This window comes from Shinella sp. Sh6, assembly GCF_055392685.1.
The window spans coordinates 996,407-1,021,308 of record NZ_AP044005.1 but is presented as its reverse complement, the minus strand read 5'-3'; the positions used below and the strand labels follow the sequence as shown (position 1 = coordinate 1,021,308).

The 24,902-nt window shown below is 66.2% G+C and carries 24 protein-coding genes; 6 read left to right on the top strand and 18 right to left on the bottom strand.

The window, feature by feature from the left end; genetic code table 11:
• Positions 1–158 precede the first annotated feature (158 nt).
• On the top strand, positions 159–1,154 hold the full coding sequence (gene corA, locus ACZ5TO_RS04880; RefSeq protein ID WP_464799754.1) for a magnesium/cobalt transporter CorA: 996 nt from the start codon (positions 159–161) through the stop codon (positions 1,152–1,154).
• A gap of 7 nt (positions 1,155–1,161) precedes the next feature.
• On the opposite strand, the gene ACZ5TO_RS04875 is transcribed toward corA, so the two are convergent.
• The 6 genes from ACZ5TO_RS04875 to ACZ5TO_RS04850 form a co-directional block, all read right to left on the bottom strand.
• Positions 1,162–2,007 (bottom strand): MOSC domain-containing protein, encoded by an 846-nt coding sequence (locus ACZ5TO_RS04875; RefSeq protein WP_464799753.1) that lies wholly within the window; start codon positions 2,005–2,007, stop codon positions 1,162–1,164.
• A 79-nt stretch (positions 2,008–2,086) separates the two neighbouring features.
• A complete protein-coding gene (locus ACZ5TO_RS04870) occupies positions 2,087–2,740 on the bottom strand; it encodes an HD domain-containing protein (protein ID WP_464799752.1) in 654 nt (217 codons plus the stop codon).
• Between the two features lie 16 nt (positions 2,741–2,756).
• Entirely contained in the window at positions 2,757–5,507 is a 2,751-nt protein-coding gene (locus ACZ5TO_RS04865; protein WP_464799751.1) for a DUF2339 domain-containing protein, read from the bottom strand.
• Positions 5,508–5,600: 93 nt separating this feature from the next.
• Complete coding sequence (locus ACZ5TO_RS04860; protein ID WP_464799750.1) at positions 5,601–6,110, bottom strand: PaaI family thioesterase; 510 nt, start codon at positions 6,108–6,110, stop codon at positions 5,601–5,603.
• Complete coding sequence (gene recO, locus ACZ5TO_RS04855) at positions 6,107–6,871, bottom strand: DNA repair protein RecO (protein ID WP_184144695.1); 765 nt, start codon at positions 6,869–6,871, stop codon at positions 6,107–6,109. Before recO ends, ACZ5TO_RS04860 begins: the two co-directional genes overlap by 4 nt.
• Before the next feature lie 46 nt (positions 6,872–6,917).
• Positions 6,918–7,406, bottom strand: coding sequence for an SRPBCC domain-containing protein (locus ACZ5TO_RS04850; protein ID WP_464799749.1), 489 nt, complete (start codon positions 7,404–7,406; stop codon positions 6,918–6,920).
• A 66-nt stretch (positions 7,407–7,472) separates the two neighbouring features.
• Here ACZ5TO_RS04850 and ACZ5TO_RS04845 point away from each other — a divergent pair, with 66 nt between their 5' ends.
• Positions 7,473–7,796, top strand: a complete 324-nt coding sequence (locus ACZ5TO_RS04845) for an ArsR/SmtB family transcription factor (protein ID WP_464799748.1) — start codon at positions 7,473–7,475, stop codon at positions 7,794–7,796.
• A 29-nt stretch (positions 7,797–7,825) separates the two neighbouring features.
• Here the strand turns inward: ACZ5TO_RS04845 and bla are convergent, their stop codons facing one another.
• Together bla and ACZ5TO_RS04835 are read right to left on the bottom strand one after the other, a co-directional pair.
• Entirely contained in the window at positions 7,826–8,716 is an 891-nt protein-coding gene (bla, locus tag ACZ5TO_RS04840) for a class A beta-lactamase (RefSeq protein ID WP_464799747.1), read from the bottom strand.
• A 141-nt stretch (positions 8,717–8,857) separates the two neighbouring features.
• On the bottom strand, positions 8,858–11,167 hold the full coding sequence (locus ACZ5TO_RS04835; protein WP_464799746.1) for a Tex family protein: 2,310 nt from the start codon (positions 11,165–11,167) through the stop codon (positions 8,858–8,860).
• Positions 11,168–11,412: 245 nt separating this feature from the next.
• Between ACZ5TO_RS04835 and ACZ5TO_RS04830 the strand changes: the two genes are divergently transcribed.
• Positions 11,413–12,462, top strand: coding sequence for a polyamine ABC transporter substrate-binding protein (locus tag ACZ5TO_RS04830; protein WP_464799745.1), 1,050 nt, complete (start codon positions 11,413–11,415; stop codon positions 12,460–12,462).
• On the top strand, positions 12,449–14,809 hold the full coding sequence (locus ACZ5TO_RS04825; RefSeq protein ID WP_464799744.1) for a putative bifunctional diguanylate cyclase/phosphodiesterase: 2,361 nt from the start codon (positions 12,449–12,451) through the stop codon (positions 14,807–14,809). Before ACZ5TO_RS04830 ends, ACZ5TO_RS04825 begins: the two co-directional genes overlap by 14 nt.
• Positions 14,810–14,986: 177 nt before the next feature.
• Here the strand turns inward: ACZ5TO_RS04825 and era are convergent, their stop codons facing one another.
• The 8 genes from era to rpoZ all read right to left on the bottom strand — a co-directional run bounded on the left by era (position 14,987) and on the right by rpoZ (position 21,634).
• Positions 14,987–15,931 (bottom strand): GTPase Era, encoded by a 945-nt coding sequence (gene era, locus ACZ5TO_RS04820; RefSeq protein ID WP_464799743.1) that lies wholly within the window; start codon positions 15,929–15,931, stop codon positions 14,987–14,989.
• An 8-nt stretch (positions 15,932–15,939) separates the two neighbouring features.
• A complete protein-coding gene (gene rnc, locus ACZ5TO_RS04815; RefSeq protein ID WP_464799742.1) occupies positions 15,940–16,659 on the bottom strand; it encodes a ribonuclease III in 720 nt (239 codons plus the stop codon).
• Positions 16,656–17,426, bottom strand: a complete 771-nt coding sequence (gene lepB / locus ACZ5TO_RS04810; RefSeq protein WP_184144704.1) for a signal peptidase I — start codon at positions 17,424–17,426, stop codon at positions 16,656–16,658. The genes rnc and lepB overlap by 4 nt, the downstream gene beginning before the upstream one ends.
• 66 nt (positions 17,427–17,492) lie before the next feature.
• Positions 17,493–17,903 carry a holo-ACP synthase gene (gene acpS, locus ACZ5TO_RS04805; protein WP_184144705.1) on the bottom strand — a complete coding sequence of 137 codons (411 nt, stop codon included), beginning with the start codon at positions 17,901–17,903 and terminating at the stop codon, positions 17,493–17,495.
• Positions 17,900–18,469, bottom strand: coding sequence for a DUF2062 domain-containing protein (locus tag ACZ5TO_RS04800; RefSeq protein WP_184144706.1), 570 nt, complete (start codon positions 18,467–18,469; stop codon positions 17,900–17,902). Before ACZ5TO_RS04800 ends, acpS begins: the two co-directional genes overlap by 4 nt.
• 105 nt (positions 18,470–18,574) lie before the next feature.
• Positions 18,575–18,727 carry a DUF3563 family protein gene (locus tag ACZ5TO_RS04795; RefSeq protein WP_184144707.1) on the bottom strand — a complete coding sequence of 51 codons (153 nt, stop codon included), beginning with the start codon at positions 18,725–18,727 and terminating at the stop codon, positions 18,575–18,577.
• A gap of 167 nt (positions 18,728–18,894) precedes the next feature.
• On the bottom strand, positions 18,895–21,123 hold the full coding sequence (locus tag ACZ5TO_RS04790; protein WP_464799741.1) for a RelA/SpoT family protein: 2,229 nt from the start codon (positions 21,121–21,123) through the stop codon (positions 18,895–18,897).
• 109 nt (positions 21,124–21,232) lie between these two features.
• Complete coding sequence (gene rpoZ / locus ACZ5TO_RS04785) at positions 21,233–21,634, bottom strand: DNA-directed RNA polymerase subunit omega (protein WP_184144709.1); 402 nt, start codon at positions 21,632–21,634, stop codon at positions 21,233–21,235.
• Between the two features lie 411 nt (positions 21,635–22,045).
• On the opposite strand from rpoZ, the gene ACZ5TO_RS04780 reads away from it, so the two are divergent.
• The gene (locus tag ACZ5TO_RS04780) at positions 22,046–22,621 is read left to right on the top strand and encodes a LabA-like NYN domain-containing protein (protein WP_464799740.1); all 576 of its coding nucleotides are present in this window, start codon (positions 22,046–22,048) and stop codon (positions 22,619–22,621) included.
• 164 nt (positions 22,622–22,785) lie between these two features.
• Entirely contained in the window at positions 22,786–23,259 is a 474-nt protein-coding gene (locus ACZ5TO_RS04775) for a hypothetical protein (RefSeq protein ID WP_464799739.1), read from the top strand.
• A gap of 63 nt (positions 23,260–23,322) precedes the next feature.
• Here the strand turns inward: ACZ5TO_RS04775 and smpB are convergent, their stop codons facing one another.
• Positions 23,323–23,802 (bottom strand): SsrA-binding protein SmpB, encoded by a 480-nt coding sequence (gene smpB / locus ACZ5TO_RS04770; protein WP_184144712.1) that lies wholly within the window; start codon positions 23,800–23,802, stop codon positions 23,323–23,325.
• Positions 23,802–24,686, bottom strand: coding sequence for a 4-hydroxy-tetrahydrodipicolinate synthase (dapA, locus tag ACZ5TO_RS04765; RefSeq protein WP_464799738.1), 885 nt, complete (start codon positions 24,684–24,686; stop codon positions 23,802–23,804). Before dapA ends, smpB begins: the two co-directional genes overlap by 1 nt.
• Positions 24,687–24,902 lie beyond the last annotated feature (216 nt).

The window sequence follows — 24,902 nt, the reverse complement described above, 5'->3', positions numbered from 1 at the left end:
TTAGGCGCATTGCCACCGTCGGGCGTCACACGGCGCCAACCGAACCCGGATAGAAAAATGGATCCCGACAGTCGACGATCGAGAGCAATCGAGCGGCCCATCCGGTAGAGCCCTGCGGCTTCCTCCGGACGGCGAGAATGCCCTCAAAGGAGTGAAGCATGCTGCAAATCTATGCCCGCAGGGCGGACCGCTTCTGCCTGCGCGAAATTTCCAACCCGGCCATCGAGCAGGCGGTCTCCCCTGCCCTCTGGTATGACCTGCTCGATCCCGCGCCCGAGGAGGTGCGGGAGGTCGAAGCCGCGCTCCACATCACCATCCCGAGCAAGGAGGAGATGGAGGACATCGAGCTTTCCGCCCGGCTCTACCAGGAGGACGGGGCGGAGTTCATGACCATGACGATGCTGACCAACCTCGACGGCGACGAGCCGGCCAAGACGCCGGCGACCTTCATCCTGCGCGGGGCGACGCTGGTGACGGTGCGCTACACCGACGCCAAGCCCTTCGCCACCTTCTGCGCCCGGGCGCTGCGCGGCAACGGCCACAGCTACCAGTCGGGCGGGGACGTCATGCTCGGCATCATCGAATCGGTGATCGACCGCATGGCGGACGTACTGGAACGGCTCGGCAACGAGATCGACGCCATCTCCCGCGAGGTCTTCCGCAGCAAGACCGGCACCTCCTCCGGCAACAAGACGCGCGACCTCGAGGCGCTGATCGAGCAGCTCGGCCGCAAGGGCGATTTCCTCAGCGGCGTGCGCGAAAGCCTCGTCAGCACCTCGCGCCTCGTCGCCTTCCATGCGGCGATCGACAATCCGGCGCGACGCCCCTCCAAGGAAATCCGCCAGGTGATGAAGCTCGTGCAGCGCGACGCCTCCTCGCTCGGCGACCACGCAGCCTTCCTCTCGGGCAAGATCAACTTCCTGCTCGACGCGACGCTCGGCCTCATCAATCTCGAGCAGAACCAGATCATCAAGATCTTCACCGTCGCCTCGGTCGTCTTCCTGCCGCCGACGCTCGTCGCCTCGGTCTACGGCATGAACTTCGAGCTGATGCCGGAGCTGCAATGGCACCTCGGCTATCCCTGGGCGATCGCCATCATGATCCTCTCGGCGCTCGTGCCCTTCCTCTACTTCCGCCGCCGCGGCTGGGTGTGAGAAGACGCTATCCCCGCACCTTCAGCGGCCAGCGTTCGGTGCGGGTCCTGACCACGCGCACCGGATCGCCGAGGCGGATTTCGCCGGTGGCGCGCGGCACCATGTTCCAGCCGAAGAGCACGCCGGGCACCCGGCGGTCGGCGGACATGCGCTTTTCGGCAAGGCCCTGGATGGGGTTGCCGCCGATCCGCTCGCCGGTCATCTGGTCCTGCGTGGTCATGATGCAGCGCGCGCAGGGCTTGACGAGGTCGAAGGCAATGCCGCCCACCTCGATCGTCTCCCAGAAGTCTTCCGCCCAGGGCTCGTCGTTCTCGACGAGGATGTTGGTGCGGAAGCGGTCCATGCCGACCGGCTCCTGCCCCTTTTCCACGAGCGTGCGGTTGAGGTCGGCCAGCGAGCCGGTGGTCGTCACGAGGGCGGGAAAACCGTCGACGAAGCCGACGGGCGTCGGACTGCCCGCCCATTCCTCGCCCTCGGCGCGGTGCGAGAGCGCATCCATGTATACGAGCTTCACCGGCCGGGCGAACCAGTCCGACAGCACCTCGTTCACCGCCTCGTCGGCGACCGACGCGCTGACGGGGCTGTCCCAGACGAGCACGTCGAGGCGGTCTTCGGGCTCGAAGCTGGCGAAGAGCTGGCGGCCCTCCATTTCCAGATGCAGGCTATCGCCTACCGCCGTCGCTTCCACGCGGGCGAGCGCCTGCAGTTCGCGCTGTGTGATGAAGCGGCCGTCCGGCTCGACGATCATGTAGCGCCGGTCGCCGGCAAGGCCGTCGAGGCGCACTTCCGCCGTTTCGAGCGGAATGGCCCGGGCGCTCTTCAGCGGGTGGATGTTGAGGCCCACGACCTTCATGGGACGACCCTTTCCTGACATTTCGATTCAACGCGCTGGCGAACCGATTCAATCCGGCAGCACAAAAGCATGTTTTTCCTCAGATTTCATCCAGAAGCATGGCGCGGATCGTCCTCAGGCGCTCCGTGCGCTCCTGCGCCATGCGCGCGCCGGCCGCCGTCTGGAAGCCGTCTGCCAGCTTGAAGAGCTTCACCTCGAAATGGTCGATGGCGAAGGCCTTGTCGTCGAGGGGTCGGTTTTCGGCGAGCGGGTCGAGCGAATCGTAGAGGCCGCTGCCCATGCGCCCGGCAATGTAGAAGCAGCGCGCCGCGCCGACCATGCCGATGGCGTCGAGCCGGTCGGCATCCTGCACGATCTTCGCTTCCAGCGTTTCCGGAACAAGGTTTGCGGAAAAGCTGTGGGTGAGGATGGCATGGGCGACGGCGGCGACGTCTTCCGCGTTCCAGCCCTCGGCGGCAAGCAGGCCGGCGGCCTTTTCCGCGGCGAGGCGCGAAGCTTCGGCGCGCAGCGGCGAGTTCTTCTCCACCGCCACGCAATCGTGCAGCAGCACGGCGGCGGCGAGCAGGCGCAGGTCCCCGCCCTCCTCCGCCCGGATGCGCCGGGCGTTCTTCCACACGCGAATGAGATGGGCGGCGTCGTGCGAGCCGTCGTCGGCCGAAAAAGCCTGCGGCAGCAGGCGTTCGGCAAGGCCGTCGAGCGGCGAGAAGGCGGCGGCAAGGCAAGTGAAGGACATGGGCGTTCCTAGCCGGTCAGGCCTTGCCGTTCAATTCCGCCTTTTCGCCCGTCCCGGACTTTCCGGAGAGGATCTTCTGGTAGAACAGGCCGATGCCGATCAGCACCGCGCCGAGCCCGATGAAGGAGAGCGCGCGCAGGATGCCTTCGAGATTGGACATGTCGATGAGGAAGACCTTCACCACCGCGATCAGCACGAGGCCGGCCGAGGCTAGGCGGATGGCCTTGGAATCGGCCTTCGAGCCGACCGCCAGAAGCAGCACGCCGAGCAGCAGCCAGACGACGGAATAGGTATAGGTCTCCGGCTGGAGGAAGCCCTTCCAGCCGGCGATGCTCTCGCCGTGCCAGTAGCGGCGCACCGAGAGCGTCACCCAGGCGAAGACGAGCGCGACGCCGGTGAGCGCCAGCGCCATCACATAGGGCGCCGGCCGGCGGCCGCGCGCATAGTAGGCAAGGCCCCCATAGGCAATGCCCGGCAGCAGGTAGCCGACGAGAAGGAGGTCGAGCACCGGCCACTTTCCGAGGAGTTCCCCGGTGAAATAGGGATTGAGGCCGATGAAATGGGCGCTCAGCACCGAGAGCATCGAGAGGCCGCCGACGACCATCGAGCCGTAGCGGAAGACCGGGCTCGGCGATTTCAGGTCCAGCGACATCATGATCGCCGAGGCGCCGATGACCAGCAGCGTGTAGATCGCCTGCTCGCCGAGCGTCGGCACGGCGCTGTCGAGCACGCCGCCGTTCATGCCGTGGCGCACGAGGATCGCCGCCGTCAGCAGGAGGAAGAGGCTGGCGAGCGCCTGCAGGAGATTGCGGATGCGTTCGCCCGGCCAGCGGCGCAGCTCGAAGGCCGAGAGCGCCAGCAGCAGGGCGGGAATGCCGTAGCCGGCGAGAAGCTGGTTGAAGACCGGCGTCTTCGAGAGGTTCGCCGCACCGACGATGGTGGGCTCCCATGCGATGCGGCCGGCGATGACCGCCGCCGCGCCCGCCATCAGCCAGGGCAGGACCGGCCAGGGGCGAAGGCGCGTCGCAAAGACCGCGGCCGCGCCGAGCAGCGCGACGCCGAGCGTCGTCGCAAGCCCGCTCGTCATGGCGTGTAGCGCCAGAACGAGGAAGGCGAAGCCGCCCGCCGCAAGCGCCCATTGCGGGATGAAGAGGCCGTCCGTCTCCTGCCGTTCACGAGAAAAGACCTCCGCCATGACGAAGAAGACGAGGCCGAAGACCAGCGCGAAGAGGCCGTGCTTGAGGTCGAAGCCGAGATCGCCGAAGCAGAGGAAGCTGATCGTGGCGATGACGAAGGGAACGGCCGGCGCCAGCACGCTCCACATCGTCGCAAGCGCCTCTCCCATGCGCAGCCGCACGCCGGCAAGGCCGACGGCGGCGAAAAGCGCGGCGAAGGAAAGGAGCAGGTTGACCGGCGCGGGCCCAACCAGCGGCGCGGCGCTGTCGAATGTCGGGGACGTGAGCGAGCCGACGACATCGATCAGGCCGTTCGGCAGCGCCGCCATCGCGGCGGTGCCGGCAACGGCCGCAAAGGCCGAAAGCAGCGCCGGGTAGATCGCCCAGCCGCGCAGCGCGCCGAGGGCGGCGAGCGCCAGCACGACGGCGGCAAAACCGTAGTCCGCATGGGAAATCGATGGCATGCCGCCGGCCAGCACCAGCGCCGGGAAGGCCATGGCGAGCGCGCCCGTCAGCGAGACGGCGACGGCCGGCGGGGCGAAGAGGCCGCCGAGCGGGTCAGCGGAGGGCGCGCTATGCGGCATCTCTTCGGCGGCAACGTTGCCCGGCCAGACGAGGCCGTGGCCGAGGGCGAGCACCAGCATGGCCATCAGCACCGGCAGGGCATCCGGGGCGGCGGCCTGCGAGAGATAGAGGAGCGCCCAGAGCAGCATGCCGGCATTGGCGAGCGCCGGCACGACCTGCCAGCGGCGGATGCGCGCGGCGGCGAAGGTGGCGAGCCACGCGACGGAAAGGAAACCGAAGAGCGTCCAGGCGCTCGGCCTGTCGGTCGCCACCAGCGCCGGCGTCATCATGGAGGCGAGGAGGCCGAGGCCGGCGAGCGCCTGCCCGTGCAGCAGCGACAGGCCGATGGTCGCGAAGGCGACGGCGGCGAGCAGCACGAAGGCGGCAAGCGGCCCGATATAGGCATAGACGCCATAGGCGACATAGGCGACGGCAAAGAGCGTGATGGCGCCCGCCGCCGTCAGCACGCCGGGGATCATGGCATTGCGGAAGGCATTGGCGATGAGCGGCTGAGCGCGGCGGCGCACGGCCTCGCCCGCCGCCATCAGCACGAGGCCGAAGACGGCGGCGAGCGACAGGCGCACCGCCGGGCTCAGAAGCCCCGCCTCGATGGAGTATTTCACCATGAAGATGCCGCCGAGCGCGAGCGCGATGCCGCCCACCCAGACGGCCCAGCGCGCGCCGATGCGGCTTTCGAAGCTTTCCTTCGGTTGCACCGGAGCGGCGGCAGCGTCTTCCGCAGTCTCGCTCGCCGCAACAGCCTCCGCCGGCGCGGCGGATTCGCCGCCGACGATCGCCTTGTCTTTTTCCGCTTCGTCCACCGTGCCTGCGGCCCATGGACCGGCGACTTCCGTCTCCGGTTCTTCCGGCACCGTTTCGGCCTCTTTCACCACGCCGCCGGCCTTCAGGGCCTCCACCTCCTGCCGGAGGCGGTCGACCTCCTCGCCGAGGGTCCGTGCGCTGCCGCGCGCGATGTTGAGGGCGTAGATGGCAAGGCCGAGGGCGACCAGGGGCAGGATTTCGAACATGAAGACTCCAACGCGGCACGAACGGCGCGCAGACTACCCGGTTTCGCCCGAACGCCAAACCGGGGACGTTTCAGCCCCGCGATCTCTTCGCAGTCAGCGTGTCAGGTTGTCGATGGGGAAGATCGCGCAGGTTTCCGTGCCGTGGGCGAGCAGCTTGCCGTTCGCATCACGAAGCCACGCCTCGGAGGTGGCGATGGTGCGGCCGCGATGGACGATCTTCCCCTCGCAGAAGACCTCGCCCATGCCGGGCAGGACGGGGCGCACGAGGTTCACCTTGAACTCGATCGTCGTATAGGCCTCGCCCGGCCTGATAACGGAGAAGACGGCGCAGCCGAGGGCCGAATCCATCACCGTCGCCGTCCAGCCGCCATGCACCGTGCCGAGCGGATTGAGATGATCGGCAGACGGCAGGCCGGCGAAGACCACACGCCCCTCCTCCACCTCCGTCATGCTGAAGGCGAGCGTCTTGGCCATCGGCGGGGCGGGCAGCGTGCCGGCGAGCATGGCCTCAAGCACCTTCAGGCCGCCGTCGCGCTTCACCACGTCGAGCGGCAGCGTGCCGACGCCGCCGACCGTCAGCCCCGGATAGATATCGACCGTCATGCATGTGCCTTTCGGGATTGGTCGTTCTGCGGCGTGCCGAGCGCCTTCAGCGCCGCCTGCACGAAACCCTCGCGGGCGCTGGCAAGCTCCAGCCCGCGCGGCTCGCAGACATGCCGGTTGAGGAAGAAGGCCGTGAGGCGGAAACCGTCCGCAAGCGCCACGGCATCGGCGGCATGACGGCTCTCGTCGCGCAGGAACGTGGGCAGCGCCAGCATCTTGTCCGCCCAGGGCGCGCCCGCCCCGCGCGAGACGGCGCGGCCGGATTTCGGCGAGACGTAGCAGAGGTCGTCCCGCGTGCCCGTCGCCGCGCATTCGAGAAGGTCGAGGCCGAAGCCGAGATCGTTGAGCACGGCAAGCTCGAAGCGGATGAAGAGCTCGCCGGCATCGGCCGGCTCGTGCAGGTGGTCGAGGATGACGGAAAGCGCCTCGAAGAGATGGGGGTGCGGATCGCGCTCGGGCAGGAAGCGCAGGAGTGCGGCCATGGCCTGCACGCCGTAGACGGCCGTCGCCGTCTCCATGAGCCGACCGGCGCGCAGCGTCATCGGCTCGATTCGGAACTCGCCGAGATGCTCGTCGAGCCGCGCGCGCCAGGTGACCTCCACCGAATTGCCCGGCTGGAGAACCGGCTGCATGGTGCGCGAGCGCCCGCCGCGCACCATGCCGAGATGCCGCCCGCGCCCGCGCGTCATCACCTCGGCGATCACCGACGTCTCGCCGTGGCGCCGCACGCCCAGCACGATGGCCTCGTCACTCCATTGCATGGCGAAAGCCTTACGCCCTCGCCCTGCCGGGAGCAAGCCGGCGGCGTCAAACGAAATCCTGCTGCTCGGCGGTGACGACGCCCTTCATCTCGCTCGGATAGTAGCCCTCGCGCAGGTTGATGCCGTATTCCAGGTAGGCCTTCATGCAGGCGAGCATCTGCGACCAGCCCTCGCAGTTCATGTAGGAGGATTTCTGGCCGCGCGCATTGTCCCGCCATCCGGTCTCGGCGATGGTGACCATCGTGCCGCCGTCCTCCAGCGGCTGGAAGCGCATCTCGACGCGGGTCTTGTAAGGCGCCTCGCCCTCCTCGACCATCGCATCCCAGCGCAGGACGATCAGCGCGTCCTTCTCCACCTTCTCGACGACGACCGGGGCCATGCCCCACCAGGTCACCGTCGTGCCCTCGGCGAGCGGCGCGCTCGCCCCGCCGACCGTGGTGAAATAGCCGCTCAGCTTTGCCGGATTGACCACGGCGTCGAAGACCTCGGCGACCGGCTTGCCGATACGCCCGTTCACGCGAAATTCCAGCGTCATGCCGTCCTCCTCCGGGCGTACCGCCCCTGCCTTGTGAAGCATCACAATATGTTATAAAAATATAACATGTCAAGCGAATCGCAACAGGATGCCGTCTTCAAGGCGCTCGCCAATGCACGGCGGCGGCAGATGCTGGATGCGATGAAGGACGCGCCGCTGACGACGGGCGCACTCTGCGAGCGGTTTTCCGACATGGACCGCTGCACGGTCATGCAGCACCTGAAGGTGCTGGAGGAAGCAAACCTCGTCATCCCCCGCCGCGAGGGCCGCGAGCGCTGGAACCATCTCAACGCCCTGCCGATCAAGGCGATCCACGACCGCTGGATCAGCCAGTATGCCGGCCACGCGATGAACGTGCTGTCGGCATTGCAGGGCGAAGCGGAGGCGTGAGGCGCCGCGCTTCGGCGGCGCCCTCCGTGTCAGGCCTCGGCGGCGATGCGGCCGATCTCGGCGATGACGGCGTTGCGCTCCTCGCCGGAAATGCCCGGGATCTCGCAGAAGGCGGTGACGACGACAGCGCCACGGTACGGCGTCCAGGCCACGGCGACGTCGTTGGCATTGCCGGCCGTGTCGCCGTTGGTGCCCGTCTTGTCGCCGGTCAGCCATGTCGCCGGGAAACCGGCGCGCAGGCGCGCGTCGCCGGTCTTGTTCATCACCAGCCAGGCGGCAAGCTGGGCGCGCGAGGGTGCGGAAAGAACAGTTCCGAACAGCAGCTTGTGCAGCGTCCCGGTCATGGCCGCGGGCGTCGTCGTGTCGCGCTCGTCCCCCGCCTTGTCGTGGTAGTTGAGCGCCGGTTCCGTTCGGTCGAGCCGGGTGACGGTATCGCCGCAGCCGCGCAGGAAGGCGGTGACGGCCTCCGGGCCGCCCGAGGCGCCCAGCAGCAGGTTGGCGGCGGCGTTGTCGCTGAGGGTGATGGCGGCCTCGCAGAGTTCGGCAACGGACATGCCCTCGCCGACACGCTTTTCCACTGCCGGCGCCCAGTCGATGATATCGGATTTCTTCACGACGATCCGCCGGTCGAGCGCTTCCTGCTTGCCGTCCACGCGGGCGAGGACATGAGCCGCCAGCAGCGCCTTGAAGGTGCTGCACATCAGGAAGCGCTCACCGGTACGGTGGCCGATCTGCGCGCCCGTTGCGAGATTATGTATGGCAACGCCGATGCGGCCCCTATGGCGCGCCTCGAGCGCGGCAAGCCGCTGCTCCAGCGCGCCGCCCGCTGTGGCCGCCGCCGGTACCGCCAATGCGGAAACCGCGGGAACGGCAAGAAGGGCACCGGCGATTGCCTGCCGGCGTGAAATCGTGATCGTCATATGTCGTTTTCCTGTCTGTCGCGCACCGGGGCGCGCCGCGCCGCCGGCCCCGTTTGAGCCCGCCCATGCCGCGACTATGCGCAAGGCCATGGGCCGGGACAAACGACGATTTCTGCCGGCAGCCATTAGGAAAACTAGGGCTTACTTCCGCTTCATCGCCTCGGCCAGCGCCGCACCGAAGGCGCCCTGCGCGGGGGCCTCGCGCTTCGGGGCGGCCTGGCTGAACTTCGGCTTCATGCCCGCGTTGCGGTCGTTCCGCGGGGCGTTGTCGCGCCCGGCGGGAGCGGCGCCGTCCTTGCGCATGGAAAGGCCGATGCGCTTGCGGGGCACGTCCACTTCGGTGACGCGCACCTTCACGACGTCGCCGGCCTTCACCACCTCGTGCGGGTCCTTGACGAAGCGGTCGGCGAGCTGGGAGACGTGCACGAGGCCATCCTGATGCACGCCGATATCGACGAAGGCGCCGAAGGCGGCGACATTCGTCACCGTGCCTTCGAGCAGCATGCCGACCTTGAGGTCCTTGATGTCGTCGATGCCGTCGGCGAAGGTCGCCGTCCTGAATTCCGGACGCGGGTCGCGGCCGGGCTTTTCCAGTTCGGCGAGGATGTCCTTCACGGTCGGCAGGCCGAAGCGCTCGTCGACGAAGACCTTCGGATCGAGCGTCTTCAGCGCCGCGCTGTCGCCCATCAGGGCGCGCACGTCGCGCCCGCAGGCCGCGACGATCTTCTTGGCGACGCCATAGGCTTCCGGGTGCACGGAGGAGGCATCGAGCGGCTCCCTGCCGTTCGGGATGCGCAGGAACCCGGCGCATTGCTCGAAGGTGCGCGCGCCGAGGCGCGAGACCTTCATCAGCTCCTTGCGGCTTTCGAACGGGCCGTTCGCGTCGCGATGGGCGACGATGGCTTCGGCCGAGGACTTGCCGAGGCCCGAGACGCGGGCGAGCAGCGGGGCCGAGGCCGTGTTGAGGTCGACGCCGACGGCGTTCACCGCATCCTCCACCACGGCGTCCAGCGAGCGCGAGAGCTTCCCCTGGTCGACGTCGTGCTGGTACTGGCCGACGCCGATGGATTTCGGCTCGATCTTGACGAGCTCGGCGAGCGGGTCCTGCAGGCGGCGGGCGATGGAGACCGCGCCGCGCAGCGAGACGTCGAGGTTCGGGAATTCGGCGGCAGCCGCCTCCGAGGCGGAATAGACCGAGGCGCCGGCCTCCGAGACGATGACCTTCGTCGGCTTGGGCGCGGGAAGCTCTGCCAGCATGTCGGCGACCAGCTTTTCCGTCTCGCGGCTGCCGGTGCCGTTGCCGATGGCGATCAGCTCGACCCTGTGCTTGCGCACGAGGCTCGCAAGCGCGGCCTGCGTGCCGCGCACGTCGTTCTTCGGCGGGAAGGGATAGACGGTCGTCGTCTCGACCAGCTTGCCGGTATTGTCGACCACGGCGACCTTGACGCCTGTGCGGATGCCCGGGTCGAGGCCCATCGTGGCGCGCGTGCCGGCGGGGGCGGCGAGCAGCAGGTCCTTGAGGTTGCGGGCGAAGACGCGGATCGCCTCCTCCTCCGAGCGCTCGCGCATCTCGCGCATCAAGTCGAGCGAGAGCGACATGGAGAGCTTGACGCGCCAGGTCCAGGCGATCACCTCGGAAAGCCACCTGTCGCCCGGCTTCGTGCCGACCGCATAGAAGGAGGCGACGATGCGCTCGGCCGGCTTGACCGGCTCGGTGCTGTCCTGGTCGACGACGATATCGACCGACAGCACTTCCTCGTTCCAGCCGCGCAGCATGGCGAGCGCCCGGTGGCCGGGCACCGTTGCCCAGCGCTCGGTATGGTCGAAATAGTCGGAGAACTTCGCGCCCGCCTCCTGCTTGCCCTCCACCACGCGCGAGCGCAGGAAGGCGTTGTCCTTCATGTAGTCACGCAGGCGCTTGAGAAGATCGGCGTTCTCCGTGATCTGCTCGGCGACGATGTCGCGCGCGCCTTCCAGCGCCGTCTTCACGTCCGGCACTTCGGCAGAGAGGAACTTTTCGGCAAGCTCGGCCGGCACCAGCGCGCGGTCGGCAAGGATTTCGTCGGCCAACGGGCCGAGGCCGCGTTCGCGGGCGATCTCCGCCTTGGTGCGGCGCTTGGGCTTGTAGGGAAGATAGATATCCTCCAGCTCGGCCTTGGTCGAAACGGCGGCGATCTTGGCGGCGAGCTCGTCGGTCAGCTTGCCCTGCCCCGCGATGGTTTCGAGGATGGAGGCGCGGCGGGCCTCCAGCTCGCGCAGATAGGTGAGCCGTTCGGAGAGCGTGCGAAGCTGCGTGTCGTCGAGGCCGCCGGTCACCTCCTTGCGGTAGCGGGCGATGAAGGGCACCGTCGCGCCCTCGTCGATGAGGCCGACGGCGGCGGTGACCTGCGCGGCGCTCGCCTTGATCTCGGCGGCGATGAGGTTCGCGATCTTGAGCGGGGTCGGGGCCATGTCGAACTCCTCTGGTTGCGGCCGGCACAGGCGGGCGCGCATCGTGTGAACCTGCTCATAGAGCGCGCCCGGCGGCAGGCCAACCGCAAGGCGGCCGGCGCCCCGGCACGTCCACAATATATCACGGGACGAAGCGGCGATGCCGTGTCCCGGTTGAAGAGGAGCGGCAAAGGGCTTAGCGGTTGTAACGCTTCATAAATCCTTCGCCCCTATCCTGCCCGACGTAACGGCAATGGGGCCTTGGCATGCGCGGCGCACTTCTTGCAGCAGTCTCTCTGACGGCCCTCGCCGCGGCCGGCCCCGCCGGGGCGACCACGCTCAACCTCCTCATCTGGGAAGCCTATATCGACGAGCAGATCCTTGCCGATTTCACGGCCGAGACCGGTATCGAGGTGCGGCAGACCTTCTACGACAGCGGCGATGCGCGCGACGAGATCCTCGCCGACCCCAACAGCAATGTCGACGCGGTCGTGACCAACGAGAACGGCGCCAAGCTCTACGGCAACCGCGGCATCATCATGGCGCTGGATGCGGCCAACGTGCCGGCCCTGAAGGACTATGCCGAAAGCTGGACGAAGCGCTGCGGCGGCTATGGCGTGCCCTATCTGTGGGGCACTATGGGCATCCTCTACCGCTCCGACAAGGTGACGACGGCGCCCGCCTCCTGGGCCGACCTCATGAAGCCGGCCGAAAGCCTGCGCGGCCATATCGCCATGTACGACGACCATGCGGAGGCCTTCGTCGCCCCATTGGTGCTGCTCGGCAAGTCGGTGAACGCCAACGACAACGAATCGCTGAAGGCCGCCTACGCGCTGATGAAGGCGCAGGCGCCCTACGTGCTGACCTACGACTACGTCATCACCTCCGTGCAGAGCCCGGACAAGGGACCGAACATCTACATGGCGCTCGGCTACAGCGGCGACCAGTACACGCTGAACGACAAGGTGAACGCGCCGGGCCTCTGGCGCTACGTCGTGCCGAAGGAAGGCACGCTCTCCTGGCTCGACTGCATCACCGTCAGCGAGCGCTCGGGCAACAAGGAACTCGCGCTCAAGCTCGTCGACTACATCAGCAACGCGAAGAACGGCGCGCGCAACGCCCTCAAGCTCAACATGCCGACCGCAAGCACCGCTGCGCTGGCGCTGCTTCCGCCGGACGTCCAGTCCAATCCCGAAATCTATGCCGCACCGGAAATCCTGGCCAAGAGCCAGCTTCAGGAGGAACTGACCGTCGAATCGGTCCAGGCCCGCCGCCGCATCATCAGCAGTCTGGCCCAACGCAGTGACGCTCGGTAAACGCGCCCTCGCCCTCATCTTCCCGGTCATTCTTTCAGGCTACGTGCTCGCGGCCTCCCTGATCTATTACGTGCAGAGCTCGTCGATCCTCGGGCTGGAGCGTGCGCGCCTGTGGCAGCAGATGGGCCTGCTCACCGCCGTCTTCCAGAACGACGTGACGCAGAACCGCAGCTTCATCTATTCGCTCGTCGAGGGCGGCGCGGTGCGCCTCTTCATCAACGAGCGCGACCCGGCCTATCGCAGCACGGCGCTCGGCGTCCGGCTGCAACAGTCCATCACTTCCCTTTCGGACGACCAGAGGCGCTTCATCTCGGTCGCCATCATCCGTCCGCCGCTGACGGTCGATTACTATTTCGAGGACAGCGACGACCCGTTCGCGCAGATCACGCCGCAGCAGCTCGATCATGCCCGTCAGGTCATTGCAAGCCCCCGGCTCTCCTCCTGGTCCTATCTGGACGAACCCGGCCTCGATCCGCTCATCGTGCATTCGGAATTCATCGATCCGCTGACCTTCAACCGGCCGGTGGCGAGCGCCAAGGGCGGCGCGATCCTCGTGCAGACCGCCGTGCGGCCGCGCGCCTTCCTCGACATGAAGCGCGGGCTCGAAAAGGAATACGGCGCGGCGATCGAGATCAGCCGCCACCAGTTCCTCTCGCAGGGCGCGCTTTCGGCCACGGCGACGCTCGGCCCGTCGCTGTTCGCGCGGCTGACGCCCGATACCGTCTTCCTCGAAAACCGGCTCCGCACGCTGAAGACCCTGCTCGCCGTCGGTGCCATCGCCCTCAGCCTGTGCACCATCGGCCTCGTGCTGCTGCTCGTGCGCCGCTACATCACCAATCCCATCGCCCGCCTCGACCGCCAGCTCACCGACGTCATGACCGGCAGCCGCAGCGCCCTGCCGGACATGCACGAGGCCGGCGAGATCGGCCGCCTCTCGGTCAACGTCAAGCGGCTGCACGACCATTCGATGAAGTCCTTCGACCTCGTGCAGAACGCCTCCTGGACGGATACGCTGACGGGCATCTCCAACCGCGAATATTTCAACATCCGCTCCACGCAGATCCTTGAAGAGGCCGAGGCCGAGGATCTCGGCTGCACGCTGCTCTTCATCGACGTCGACAACTTCAAGTTCGTCAACGACAAGCACGGCCACAAGATCGGCGACGAGCTTTTGAAGACGCTTGCTGCGCGCATCTCGGCCATCGTCACCCGCATCACGGCCGCAAACGGCCTGCCGGAAGGGCTTTTCGCGCGGCTTTCGGGCGACGAGTTCGCCATCATGCTGCGCTGCCAGCCGGGTTGCGGGACGATCACGCAGATATCGAACGAGATCCTTTCGCTCTTCGCCGAAGGCTTCGAGGTGCTGGACAAGGCCTATCCGGTCACCGCCAGCATCGGCATCGCCGTCTATCCGGAAGACGCCCATACGCTTGCCGAGCTCATCGCCAATGCGGACGCGGCCATGTACCAGGCGAAATCCCAGGGCAAGAACGGCTCGGCCCGCTACTCCCGCTCGCTGCACGAGAAGCGCAACCGCCAGCGCCGCATCGAGGAGGAGCTGCGCGTCCTCAACCCCGACGAGGAATTCCACCTCGTCTACATGCCCATCGTCGACGGCCACGGCAAGGTGACGGGCTGCGAGGCCCTTCTGCGCTGGACCTCTCCCCTCCTCGGCCGCGTGACGCCGGACGAATTCATCCCCATCGCCGAGACGACCGGCCTCTTCAGCAAGATCGACTGGTGGGTGATCGACCGCGCGATGGCAGAATACGGCCATATCCGCAAGCTCTTCGGCGCCGAGACGATCCTGTGCATCAACATCTCGTCCGCCGAGCTCTACACCAAGTCGATCAGCGACCATTTCTGCGACTGCGCCGACCGCCACGGCGTCGATGCGCGCATGATCGAGATTGAGCTGACGGAGACCTTCGCGGTAAAACTCGGCGAGCAGTCGCGCCGCAACATCGACATCCTGCGCGCACGCGGCTTCCGCATCTCCATCGACGATTTCGGCGCGGGCTACACGTCCGTGCAGCAGATCATCGAATACCCGGCGGAGACCATCAAGCTCGATCGCGAACTGGTCGAGAGCCTGACCCGCTCGGCGGCGCTGCCGACGCTGCGCGCGCTCGTGGCGCTCTGCCATGCGCAGGACATGTCGGTGATCGCCGAAGGCGTCGACACGACGGAGAAGATGACGCTGCTCGCCGCCGCCGGCTGCGACTTCTACCAGGGCTACCTCATCAGCCGCCCCCTCACCCTCGAGGAAATCGGCATATGGGCCATGCAGCGGATGATGGAAAAGGCCCGCGAGACGATCGGCGCGGGGCAGCGGGCGCGGGCTTGAGGCTTTTCAGAAACGGTCGGGGTGAAGGCCCCTCATCCCCCTGCCGGGACCTTCTCCCCGCGAGCGGGGAGAAGGGATATGCTGCTCCGGCTTCCCCATCCACCAACCCCATGCATGGCAAGTTCCCTCTCCCCGCTTGCGGGGAGAGGGTTAGGGTGAGGGGCTAATCCGCCCCGGTCACGACGTCGGGAAATCCAGGCCCATCTCGCGGAAGCGGGCGGGGTCGTCGCCCCAGTTCTCGCGCACCTTGACGAAGAGGAAGAGGTGCACGGGCTGTTCGAGGATTTCCGACAGCTCCTTGCGCGAGGCCATGGAGATGGCCTTGATCGCCTCGCCGTTCTTGCCGAGGGCGATCTTCTTCTGGCTGTCGCGCTCGACATAGATGACCTGCTCGATGCGCACGGAGCCGTCCTTGCGCTCCTCCCACTTCTCCGTCTCGACATGCGAGGAATAGGGCAGCTCCTGGTGCAGGCGCAGGAAGAGCTTTTCGCGGGTGATCTCGGCGGCGAGCTGGCGCATCGGCAGGTCGGAGATCTGGTCTTCCGGATAGTACCACGGGCCTTCCGGCAGGGCGGCCGCGAGGTAGTCCATCAGGTCCGTGCAGCCCGAGCCGGTGAGCGCGGAGACCATGAAGGTGCGCTCGAAGGCGACCGCCTCGTTCGCCGCGGCGGCGAGCTTCAGGAGGTCTTCGGGCCGGACCCGGTCGATCTTGTTGAGGACGAGGATCTTCGGCTGGCGGACCTCCTTCAGGCCCTCCAGGATCGTCTCGGCATCGCCCTTGAGGCCGCGCTCGCTGTCGATCAGGAGCATGATGACGTCGGCGTCCTTCGCCCCGCCCCAGGCGGTCGTCACCATGGCGCGGTCGAGCCGGCGGCGCGGCTTGAAGATGCCGGGCGTGTCCATGAAGACGATCTGCGCGTTGTCGTGGATGGCGATGCCGCGCACGATGGCGCGCGTCGTCTGCACCTTGTGGCTGACGATCGTCACCTTGGCGCCGACGAGGCGGTTGACGAGCGTGGACTTGCCGGCATTGGTCGCGCCGATGAGCGCCACGAAGCCCGAGCGGGTCGCGCCCTCACCGTTCGTATGCGTCTCGGCGGGGGTGTTGTGTTCTTCGGTCATGATATCCGTCAATCCGCGGCGTGGCTCTTGGGCCAGACGCCTTCGCGTTCCAGAATTTTCGTCGCGGCCGCCTGCTCGGCGGCCCGTTTCGAGCGGTCGATGCCGGTTTCCGGCGCAACGCCCCGGATCTCCACCGTCACGGTGAAGCGCGGGTCGTGGTCCGGTCCCGAGCGCTCGTCCACCCGGTAGCTCGGCGTCACGCCGAAGCGGGCATGCGCCCATTCCTGCAATTCGGTCTTGGCGTCGCGCCGCGCGCCTTCCGCACGGGCGGCCCTGCCCTCCCAGTTGGAAAGGATGAAGCTGCGCGCCGCCTCCAGCCCGCCGTCGAGATAGATGGCGGCGATCAGCGATTCTATCACATCCGCCCGCACATTCAGCATGGCTTTTCCGGTGAGCTTCTTGACGTCCGCCCCGGTGCGGATGAAGCGGTGCAGGCCGAGGTCATCCGAGACGGCCGCGCAGCTTTCCGCGCTGACGAGCTGGTTGAGGCGAACGGAAAGCTCGCCCTCCTTCGCCTCGCGGAAGGTGCGGAACAGCATCTCGGCGACGCAGAGCCCGAGCACGCGGTCGCCGAGGAATTCCAGCCGCTCGTAGTTCACGCCCTTGCCGGGGCGGGCGCTGGCATGCGTGATCGCCCGGTCGAGGCGGTCCTTGTCGGTGAAGACGTAGCCGATCAGCTCCTCGAGGGCCTTGCGGTTCACGTCGTTCAGCGGGATGGCGCCCTTCATTCAACGACCTTGAAGAGCCGGTCCCACCTGAGATTCGTCGGCCACTTCCAGATTTCGCTGAAGGAGGTGTCGTGGCCGAGCGAGAAGAAGATCAGGCTTGCACGGCCGATGAGGTTTTCGGCGGGCACGAAACCGACGTCGAAACGGCTGTCGGCCGAGTTGTCGCGGTTGTCGCCCATCATGAAGTAATGGCCTTCCGGCACGATGAATTCACGCGTGTTGTCGCCGACCGTGCCGGGGCGCGAATCGAGCGTGTCGAAGCTGACGCCGGTGTCGAAGGTCTCGCGGAAGACGGGCACGTCCTCGCCGGTGTCGTACTGGTCGTCGGCGCGGAAGAAGCCGTCATGCGCGCGCGGCACGGGCTGGCCGTTGATGTATAGGATGCTGTCCTTGACCTGCACATGGTCGCCCGGCAGGCCGACGAGGCGCTTGATGTAGTCGATCTCCGGGTTCGGCGGGAAGCGGAAGACGACGATGTCGCCGCGCTTCGGCTCGCTCGCGAAGATGCGGCCGGAGAACAGGTTCGGCGAGAACGGCAGCGAATACTTCGAATAGCCATAGGAGAACTTGTTGACGAAGAGATAGTCGCCGACGAGCAGCGTCGGCATCATCGAGCCCGAGGGGATCGTGAACGGCTGGAACAGCAGCGTGCGGATCACCACGGCGAGCAGAAGCGCCTGAATGATGACCTTGACGTTTTCCCACAGGCCGCCCTGGGCCTTCTCGGTCTTCTCTGCCACGGCGGACTTGTCCTTATTTGCAAACATGGGGCCCTCTATAGAGGAAAGGTTGTCTATTGGAAATCATGCCGGCCAAAAAGTCGCCGGGGCCGGTCATCCCGGCGTTCCGGCCGGCAGCGCCTCGATGATCACGAAGGCCTGCGCCAGCGGGAAATCGTCGGTGATGGTGATGTGGATGCGCGCCTCGTGGCCTTCCGGCAGGAGCTGCTTCAGCCGTTCGAGCGCGCCGCCCGTCAGCCGCATGGTGGGCTTTCCGCCCGGCAGGTTGACGACGCCCATGTCCTTCCAGAAGACGCCCTGCGCCAGCCCCGTGCCGAGCGCCTTGGAACAGGCCTCCTTGGCGGCGAAGCGCTTGGCGTAGGAGGCCGCACGGTTCTTGCGCCCGTCGGACTTGGCCTGCTCGATCTCGGTGAAGCAGCGCCCGGTGAAGCGCGCGCCGAAACGCTCCAGCGATTTCTCCACCCGGCGGATGTCGATGAGGTCGCTGCCGATGCCGATGATCATGAAGGTTCTCCGGGGAAAGGGACGGCCTGGGCGGCGAGCCGCGCCCGGCGCCGCGCCTTGAAGGAACGCACGGCAAGCTGCGTGGCGGCATAGGCGAGGAAGGCCGTGAGGCCGCCGAGGAAGCCGGCGCCGATGAGCATCGGCTTCAGCACCGGCTGCCAGAGTTCGGTAAGCTGCAGGTGCTCCATGCGATGGAAGAGTTCCGCCGCGGTGATCGCCTCGGTGGAGCGGATGCCGAGCAGCGCCTCGCCGGAGCGGAAGGTGGCAAGGGCGATCAGCGGGATCGTGAGGGGATTGGCGATGGTCGTCGCGAGCGCCGCGGCAAGCAGGTTGCCGGCGATCAGGTAGGAAAGCGCCAGCGCCAGGATGATGTGAAAACCGAGCAGCGGCGTGAAGGCCGAGAAGGTGCCGGCCGCAACGCCCGCAGCCACCGCATGGGGCGAGGCGGAAAGGCGCAGTATCCTTTTGGCAAGATAGCGCGCGGGACGCGTAACCCCCTTGCGCGGCCAGAAGAATTCGCGCAACCGCTCAGGCCAGGACGGCTTCTTTCTGCGTCTGAACAACATGGTCCAGACATAGCCGATCCCTTGGTGGCATTTCAATGGCGCCGGAAGGCGCCGGGGCGGCCGGCTGTCGTGGCGCGGCCTTCCGCGCCACCCGGCCCGTCGGTATCAGTAGGAACGGCGGAAGAGGCCGCGGTCGATCTGACGCTGGCGGTATTCCAGGTCGATCCGGTCGATGGCGCCGTTGAGATAGGCCATCTCGCGCTCTTCGGTGTTCGGGATGCGCAGGGCGCGGGTGAAATTCTTGATCTGCTTCAACATGGTAAACCTCGTTCGGTTACCTCCCGACGCAGAAGATAGGAGCGAGGCCCCTCCGGCACCAGCGACACTATTCCAACGCAGCCATGCGAATGACGCATAACGTCTGGTCAAAACTTGGGCAAACCTGCCTCAATCGAGGCAGGCTGCCGCAAAATTGCATGGAACCGTCAGGCGAAGACGCGGCTGATCGTCGAAACGCACTGGAGTTCCTTCAACTGGCCGATCAACTGGTTGAGCTGGCGCAGGTCCCAGACCTCGAGGTCGATATGCACCTCGGTGAAATCGGCCGCAACGCGCGCCATGGACATGGAGCGGATGTTGACGTCGCTGGTGGCGATGACCTGCGTGACCTCGGCGAGCGTGCCCGGTTCGTTCAGTGCATTGATCATGATGCGCGCCATGAAGCGGGTGTTGTTGGCCTCGTCGAGGTCCCAGCGCACGTCGATCCAGCGCTCCGGCTCGTCGTCGAACTTCTGCAGGGCCGGCGACTGGATCGGGTAGATAGTGATGCCCTTGTCCTTCTCCATGATGCCGACGATGCGGTCGCCGGGCACGGCGCCGCCGGCGGAGAAATGCACTTCGGCATTGCCGGAAAGGCCGCGGATCGGCAGCGCCTCGGGGCCGGTCTCCGTCTCCCCGCCCTCCAGCGCCGTCTTCGCCTTGCCGGGCAGCTTGAAGACCATGCCGGCGGCGCTGCGCATGTTGAACCAGCCGTCGTCCGAGCTCGGCTTCACCGTCACGCGCTCGTCCTGGTAGTCGGGGAAGACGGCGCGCAGCACGTCGAGCGAGGAGAGCTCGCCCCGGCCGACCGCGGCGATGGCGTCCTCCACGTCCTTCTGGCCGAGGCGGTGAAGGACGGGCTTCAGCCCGTCGCGCGAGAAGGACTTGCCGGCGCGGTCGAAGGTGCGCTCCAGGATGCGGTAGCCGAGGCCGGAATATTGCTTGCGCACGGCCGCGCGCGTGGCCTTGCGGATGGCCGCGCGCGCCTTGCCGGTGACGACGATCTCCTCCCAGGCCGGCGGCGGCACCTGGATGCCGGAGCGGATGATCTCCACCTCGTCGCCGTTGTTGAGGCGGGTGACGAGCGGCATGATGCGGCCGTTGATCTTGGCGCCGACGCAGGTGTCGCCGACATTGGTGTGCACCGCATAGGCGAAGTCGATGGGTGTCGCCCCGCGCGGCAGCGTGATGAGCTGGCCCTTCGGCGTGAAGGTGAAGACCTGGTCCTGGAAGAGTTCGAGCTTGGTGTGCTCGAGGAATTCCTCCGCATTGTCGCCCTCGGCCAGCGACTCGATCGTCCGGCGCAGCATGGAATAGGCATTGGAGCGCGGCGACTGCACGACCTCGTCGTTGGCGCTCTCGCGGTCCTTGTAGAGCGAATGGGCGGCGATGCCGTATTCGGCGATCTCGTGCATGCGCTTGGTGCGGATCTGCAGCTCGATGCGCTGGCGGGACGGGCCGACGATGGTCGTGTGGATCGACTGGTAGTCGTTCTGCTTGGGCGTCGAGATATAGTCCTTGAAGCGGCCCGGCACGACGCGCCAGCGCGTGTGCACGATGCCGAGCGCGGCATAGCAGGCGGGAATGTCGTCGACGAGGATGCGGAAGGCGTAGACGTCGGAAAGCTGCTCGAAGGAGAGCGACTTCGACTGCATCTTGCGGAAGACCGAATAGGGCTTCTTCTGCCGGCCCTTGACGAGGGCGTCCGGCAGGCCGTTGACGACCAGGAGCTCGCGCAGCTCCTCCTCGATCTTGCGGATCAGGCCCTCGTTGCGCTGGGACAGCTCCTCCAGCTTGCGCGTGACGGTCTCGTAGGCTTCCGGATTGATGTAGCGGAAGGACAGGTCCTCCAGCTCCTCGCGCATGTCCTGCATGCCCATGCGGCCGGCGAGCGGCGCATAGATATCCATCGTCTCTTCCGAGATGCGGGCGCGCTTTTCCGGCGACATGTGGTCGAGGGTGCGCATGTTGTGCAGGCGGTCGGCGAGCTTGACGAGCAGCACCCGCACGTCGTCGGAAATGGCGAGCAGCAGCTTCCTCAGGTTCTCGGCCTGCTTGGCCTTCTTGGAGACGAGGTCGAGCTTCTTGATCTTGGTGAGGCCCTCGACGAGCGCGCCGATGTCCTCGCCGAACAGTTCGTCGATCTCCGCGCGCGTCGCCGTCGTGTCCTCGATCGTGTCGTGCAGCAGCGCGACGGCGATGGTCGATTCGTCGAGGCGCATGTCGGTGAGGATCGCGGCCACTTCGAGGGGATGCGAGATATAGGGATCGCCGCTCGCCCGCTTCTGCTGCCCGTGCTTCTGCATGGCATAGACATAGGCCTTGTTCAGCAGGGCCTCGTTGACGTCCGGCTTGTATTTCTGAACCCGCTCGACGAGTTCATATTGACGCATCATTCTCGGTCGGCTCCTGCCCGCTTCGCGCGGGGCAAAAAAAAGTGCGCCCCGACCTTACGAGGGGCGCACCGGCATTCGCAATATCAAAGGTTTCGGCAAGGCGCCGAAATCAGTAATCGTCGCTCTTTTCCGGCGGCACGAGGCCTTCGATGCCGGCCAGCAGCTCTTCTTCCGACATGCGGTCGAAGGCGATCGTCTCCGGCTGGTCCTCGTCCTCGTCGATGACCGCGGTCGTCGCGTCGTCGGCGATGAGGCTTGCCGGATCGGGCTCGGGCTCGTCCACTTCCACATGCTTCTGCAGCGAGTGGATCAGGTCTTCCTTGAGGTCGTCGGGCGAAAGGGTCTCGTCGGCGATCTCGCGCAACGCCACGACCGGGTTCTTGTCGTTATCGCGATCGACGGTGATGGAGGCGCCCTGCGAGATGAGGCGGGCGCGATGGCTTGCAAGGAGAACCAGTTCGAAACGGTTGTCGACCTTGTCGATGCAATCTTCAACGGTGACACGGGCCATTGCCTGTCCTTTGTGATCCAGAATTTCAGGAGTTTGCATGCCCGATACAGGCATCGGGCGACAAATTCAAGTTTTTCCTTCCCCCGCCCCCGCGCGCGAGGTGTTGCGCCCGCCACGCCAAACCCCTGATTGAGCCCTCCCCTTACGGAAGGCGGACGGGGAAAATATCGGACAAATAGGGTAAGACGCGGGAACTGTTTCTCTATTCCGAAGCTCTTGAATCTGCTGAAACGTTGCCGGCGGGAAAAATCGCCTCCGCAACCTAGATTTGCTTGGAAACGGCGAGCCTCTGCCCTAAATGATGATTATATGAAAAAGAGTTAATTCAACCGGATAGTGCATCCGGCAAGACGCTGTACGACCGAAACCCAACCGTTTTCCTCAACTTCTATTTAAAAGGATTTGCCAGATATGTTCGACCCCCGCGAGAAAATCGCCCTCTTCATCGACGGTGCAAATCTCTATGCGGCTTCCCGGACACTCGGCTTCGACATCGACTACCGCAAGCTGCTCAAGGCCTTCCAGAAGCGCGGCTACCTGCTGCGGGCCTACTATTACACCGCCCTCATCGAGGACCAGGAATACTCCTCCATCCGCCCGCTGATCGACTGGCTGGACTATAACGGCTACAAGGTCGTCACCAAGCCGGCCAAGGAATTCACCGACTCGCTCGGCCGCCGCAAGATCAAGGGCAACATGGATATCGAGCTGGCCATCGACGCGATGGAGCAGTCCGAGACCGTCGACCACCTCGTCATCTTCTCCGGCGACGGCGACTTCACCACGCTGGTGGAAGCGCTCCAGCGCCGCGGCCGCAAGGTCTCCGTCGTCTCCACCATGCAGACGCAGCCGCCGATGATCGCCGACGACCTGCGCCGCCAGGCCGACTATTTCATCGACCTCGGCACGCTCAAGGCCGAAATCGGCCGCGATCCCTCCGAGCGCCCGCAGCGCGCCGCCGAGCCCGTGGAAAGCGCCGTGGAATGAGGGCTTCCGGCGGGCGGAAGCAGCAGTCGGATAACGGCGGAATGCGGCGTTTCAAGCTTCCATAAACCTTGAATCAAATCCCGTTTCCCGCCGTTAATGTTCCTCAAGACTCTGCTGATATTCCGGATACCTGAAATTCATCTCGCATCAGGACATCCGGAAAAATGGTGGACGCAGTATCGTTCTCGGGCAACAGCTATCGGGCCGTATCGAATGCGCTCGAAGCGCGCGCGCTGGCCCAGTCCGCCGAAAGCCGGCCTGCCGCAAGCGCGCTCGCCGCGCTCGCCGTGCCGCAGCCGGTCACCCGCGTTTCCACCCCGTCCGATATGGCGGAGGAGACCGGCGATCTCGGCTTCCTCTATACGCCGGCCGGCCTGCCGGGCACATCGGCCCTGCCCGCCTATGCCGTCCCCGCCACGCAGGCGACGGACCTAGAGGGGGCGAACGGCCGCAACGGGTCCGCGCGGCTTGCCGTGGAAAGCAGCGAACTCAACGCCCTGCTGTCGTCGTTCCTGACGGCGCGCACGCCGAGCGCCAACCCGGCGCCCTCGCCGGACGTTCCGGCGGAAACGGGCAACACGGAGCTTGCCCATGCCGCCCGCCAGTCGGTGATCGCGCAGATCTACAGCCAGTTCTAGTTTTTTGTCTTGTCGCATTGTCCGATGCCGAAGCGATATCGCTTCGGCTGGAAAGGCTCCGCGTCAGCCGCGTTCGCGCAGCAGGCGGCCCTTCTGGCGGTTCCAGTCGCGTTCCTTCTCGGTCTCGCGCTTGTCGTGCAGCTTCTTGCCCTTGGCGAGCGCCAGTTCGAGCTTGGCCCGGCCGCTGTCGTTGAAATAGATCTTCAGCGGCACGAGGGTCATGCCCTCGCGGTTGATCGCCACGCGCAGGCGATGGATCTCGCGCTTGGAGAGCAGCAGCTTGCGGCGCCGGCGGGTCTCGTGGTTGAAGCGGTTGGCCTGGAGATATTCCGGCAGGTAGGAATTGATCAGCCAGAGCTCGCCGTCCTCGTCCGAGGCATAGGATTCGGCAATGTTCGCCTTGCCCTCGCGCAGGGACTTGACCTCCGTGCCGGTCAGCACCAGACCGGCCTCGTAGGTATCCACGATCTCGTAGTTGTAGCGGGCCTTGCGGTTCTCCGCCACGATCTTCTTGATCGTCGTCGGGCGTGCCTTCGTCGCCATCAGTTCAGAAGGTCCGCATGGCGCAGCGCCGCGTCGATGGCCGCTTCCGTCGCCGGCTCCAGCGTCGACATGAGCGGCGAGCGGACGAGGCGGCTCAGGCCGCGAATGCGGTGCAGCGCATATTTCGCGCCGCAGACGCCGGGCTCCATGAAGATCGCCTTGTGCAGCGGCATCAGCCTGTCCTGGTATTCGAGCGCCTTGGCATAGTCGCCGGCAAGCGTCGCCTTCTGGAACTCGCTGCAAAGGCGCGGGGCGACATTGGCCGTAACGGAGATACAGCCGACGCCGCCATGGGCGTTGAAGCCGAGCGCCGTCGCGTCCTCGCCGGAAAGCTGCACGAATTCCTTGCCGCAGGTGATGCGCTGCTCGGAGACGCGCTCGATCTTGCCGGTCGCATCCTTGACGCCGACGATCGAGGGATGCGCCTTGTGCAGCGCGCCCATCGTTTCCGGCGTCATGTCGATCACCGAACGGCCGGGAATGTTGTAGATGACGATCGGCAGCTTCACGGCCTCGGCGATGGCCGAGAAATGCGCGAAGAGGCCCTTCTGCGTCGGCTTGTTGTAATAAGGCGTGACGACGAGGATGGCATCCGCCCCGGCCTTCTCGGCGTGGCGGGCAAGATCGATCGCTTCCTTCGTGTTGTTCGAGCCGGCGCCGGCGATCACCGGGACGCGGCGGGCGGCGACCTCGATGCACAGTTCCACGACCCGTTTGTGCTCGTCATGCGACAGCGTCGGCGACTCGCCGGTGGTGCCGACAGGCACCAGCCCGTGGCTGCCTTCGCTGATCGACCATTCGACATGCGCGGCGAAGGCCTTTTCATCGACTGCGCCGGCATCGGTGAACGGGGTGACGAGGGCGGGAATGGATCCCTGGAACATCGAGAACTCCTGAGGCCAGAGCCGCCCGGAGGGCTTACACGCTTTGGCCGTATTCCGTGGTTAAAAACGCCCGCACAATAATCATGTGACGGTGATGCGGCAAGCCGCGCGGCGGGCGTTTTTCACGCCGCGGCCGGGCGGCGGCGCCCGGGGCCGACGAATATCCGCCGCCCGCGATCCGTCGCAGGGAAAGAGGCGGCGTTCACGGCTTGGTGA

Bases quoted from the DNA above. Each gene is read 5' to 3' on its own strand.
- ACZ5TO_RS04775 (WP_464799739.1), top strand. From the start codon at position 22,786: ATGGTGGACGCAGTATCGTTCTCGGGCAACAGCTATCGGGCCGTATCG.
- ACZ5TO_RS04790 (WP_464799741.1), bottom strand. From the start codon at position 21,123: ATGATGCGTCAATATGAACTCGTCGAGCGGGTTCAGAAATACAAGCCG.
- dapA (WP_464799738.1), bottom strand. From the start codon at position 24,686: ATGTTCCAGGGATCCATTCCCGCCCTCGTCACCCCGTTCACCGATGCC.
- rpoZ (WP_184144709.1), bottom strand. From the start codon at position 21,634: ATGGCCCGTGTCACCGTTGAAGATTGCATCGACAAGGTCGACAACCGT.
- ACZ5TO_RS04875 (WP_464799753.1), bottom strand. From the start codon at position 2,007: ATGAAGGTCGTGGGCCTCAACATCCACCCGCTGAAGAGCGCCCGGGCC.
- ACZ5TO_RS04845 (WP_464799748.1), top strand. From the start codon at position 7,473: ATGTCAAGCGAATCGCAACAGGATGCCGTCTTCAAGGCGCTCGCCAAT.
- ACZ5TO_RS04780 (WP_464799740.1), top strand. From the start codon at position 22,046: ATGTTCGACCCCCGCGAGAAAATCGCCCTCTTCATCGACGGTGCAAAT.
- lepB (WP_184144704.1), bottom strand. From the start codon at position 17,426: ATGTTTGCAAATAAGGACAAGTCCGCCGTGGCAGAGAAGACCGAGAAG.
- ACZ5TO_RS04860 (WP_464799750.1), bottom strand. From the start codon at position 6,110: ATGACGGTCGATATCTATCCGGGGCTGACGGTCGGCGGCGTCGGCACG.
- ACZ5TO_RS04870 (WP_464799752.1), bottom strand. From the start codon at position 2,740: ATGTCCTTCACTTGCCTTGCCGCCGCCTTCTCGCCGCTCGACGGCCTT.
- bla (WP_464799747.1), bottom strand. From the start codon at position 8,716: ATGACGATCACGATTTCACGCCGGCAGGCAATCGCCGGTGCCCTTCTT.
- corA (WP_464799754.1), top strand. From the start codon at position 159: ATGCTGCAAATCTATGCCCGCAGGGCGGACCGCTTCTGCCTGCGCGAA.
- era (WP_464799743.1), bottom strand. From the start codon at position 15,931: ATGACCGAAGAACACAACACCCCCGCCGAGACGCATACGAACGGTGAG.
- rnc (WP_464799742.1), bottom strand. From the start codon at position 16,659: ATGAAGGGCGCCATCCCGCTGAACGACGTGAACCGCAAGGCCCTCGAG.
- ACZ5TO_RS04800 (WP_184144706.1), bottom strand. From the start codon at position 18,469: ATGTTGTTCAGACGCAGAAAGAAGCCGTCCTGGCCTGAGCGGTTGCGC.
- ACZ5TO_RS04850 (WP_464799749.1), bottom strand. From the start codon at position 7,406: ATGACGCTGGAATTTCGCGTGAACGGGCGTATCGGCAAGCCGGTCGCC.
- ACZ5TO_RS04865 (WP_464799751.1), bottom strand. From the start codon at position 5,507: ATGTTCGAAATCCTGCCCCTGGTCGCCCTCGGCCTTGCCATCTACGCC.
- smpB (WP_184144712.1), bottom strand. From the start codon at position 23,802: ATGGCGACGAAGGCACGCCCGACGACGATCAAGAAGATCGTGGCGGAG.
- ACZ5TO_RS04795 (WP_184144707.1), bottom strand. From the start codon at position 18,727: ATGTTGAAGCAGATCAAGAATTTCACCCGCGCCCTGCGCATCCCGAAC.
- acpS (WP_184144705.1), bottom strand. From the start codon at position 17,903: ATGATCATCGGCATCGGCAGCGACCTCATCGACATCCGCCGGGTGGAG.
- ACZ5TO_RS04830 (WP_464799745.1), top strand. From the start codon at position 11,413: ATGCGCGGCGCACTTCTTGCAGCAGTCTCTCTGACGGCCCTCGCCGCG.
- recO (WP_184144695.1), bottom strand. From the start codon at position 6,871: ATGCAATGGAGTGACGAGGCCATCGTGCTGGGCGTGCGGCGCCACGGC.
- ACZ5TO_RS04835 (WP_464799746.1), bottom strand. From the start codon at position 11,167: ATGGCCCCGACCCCGCTCAAGATCGCGAACCTCATCGCCGCCGAGATC.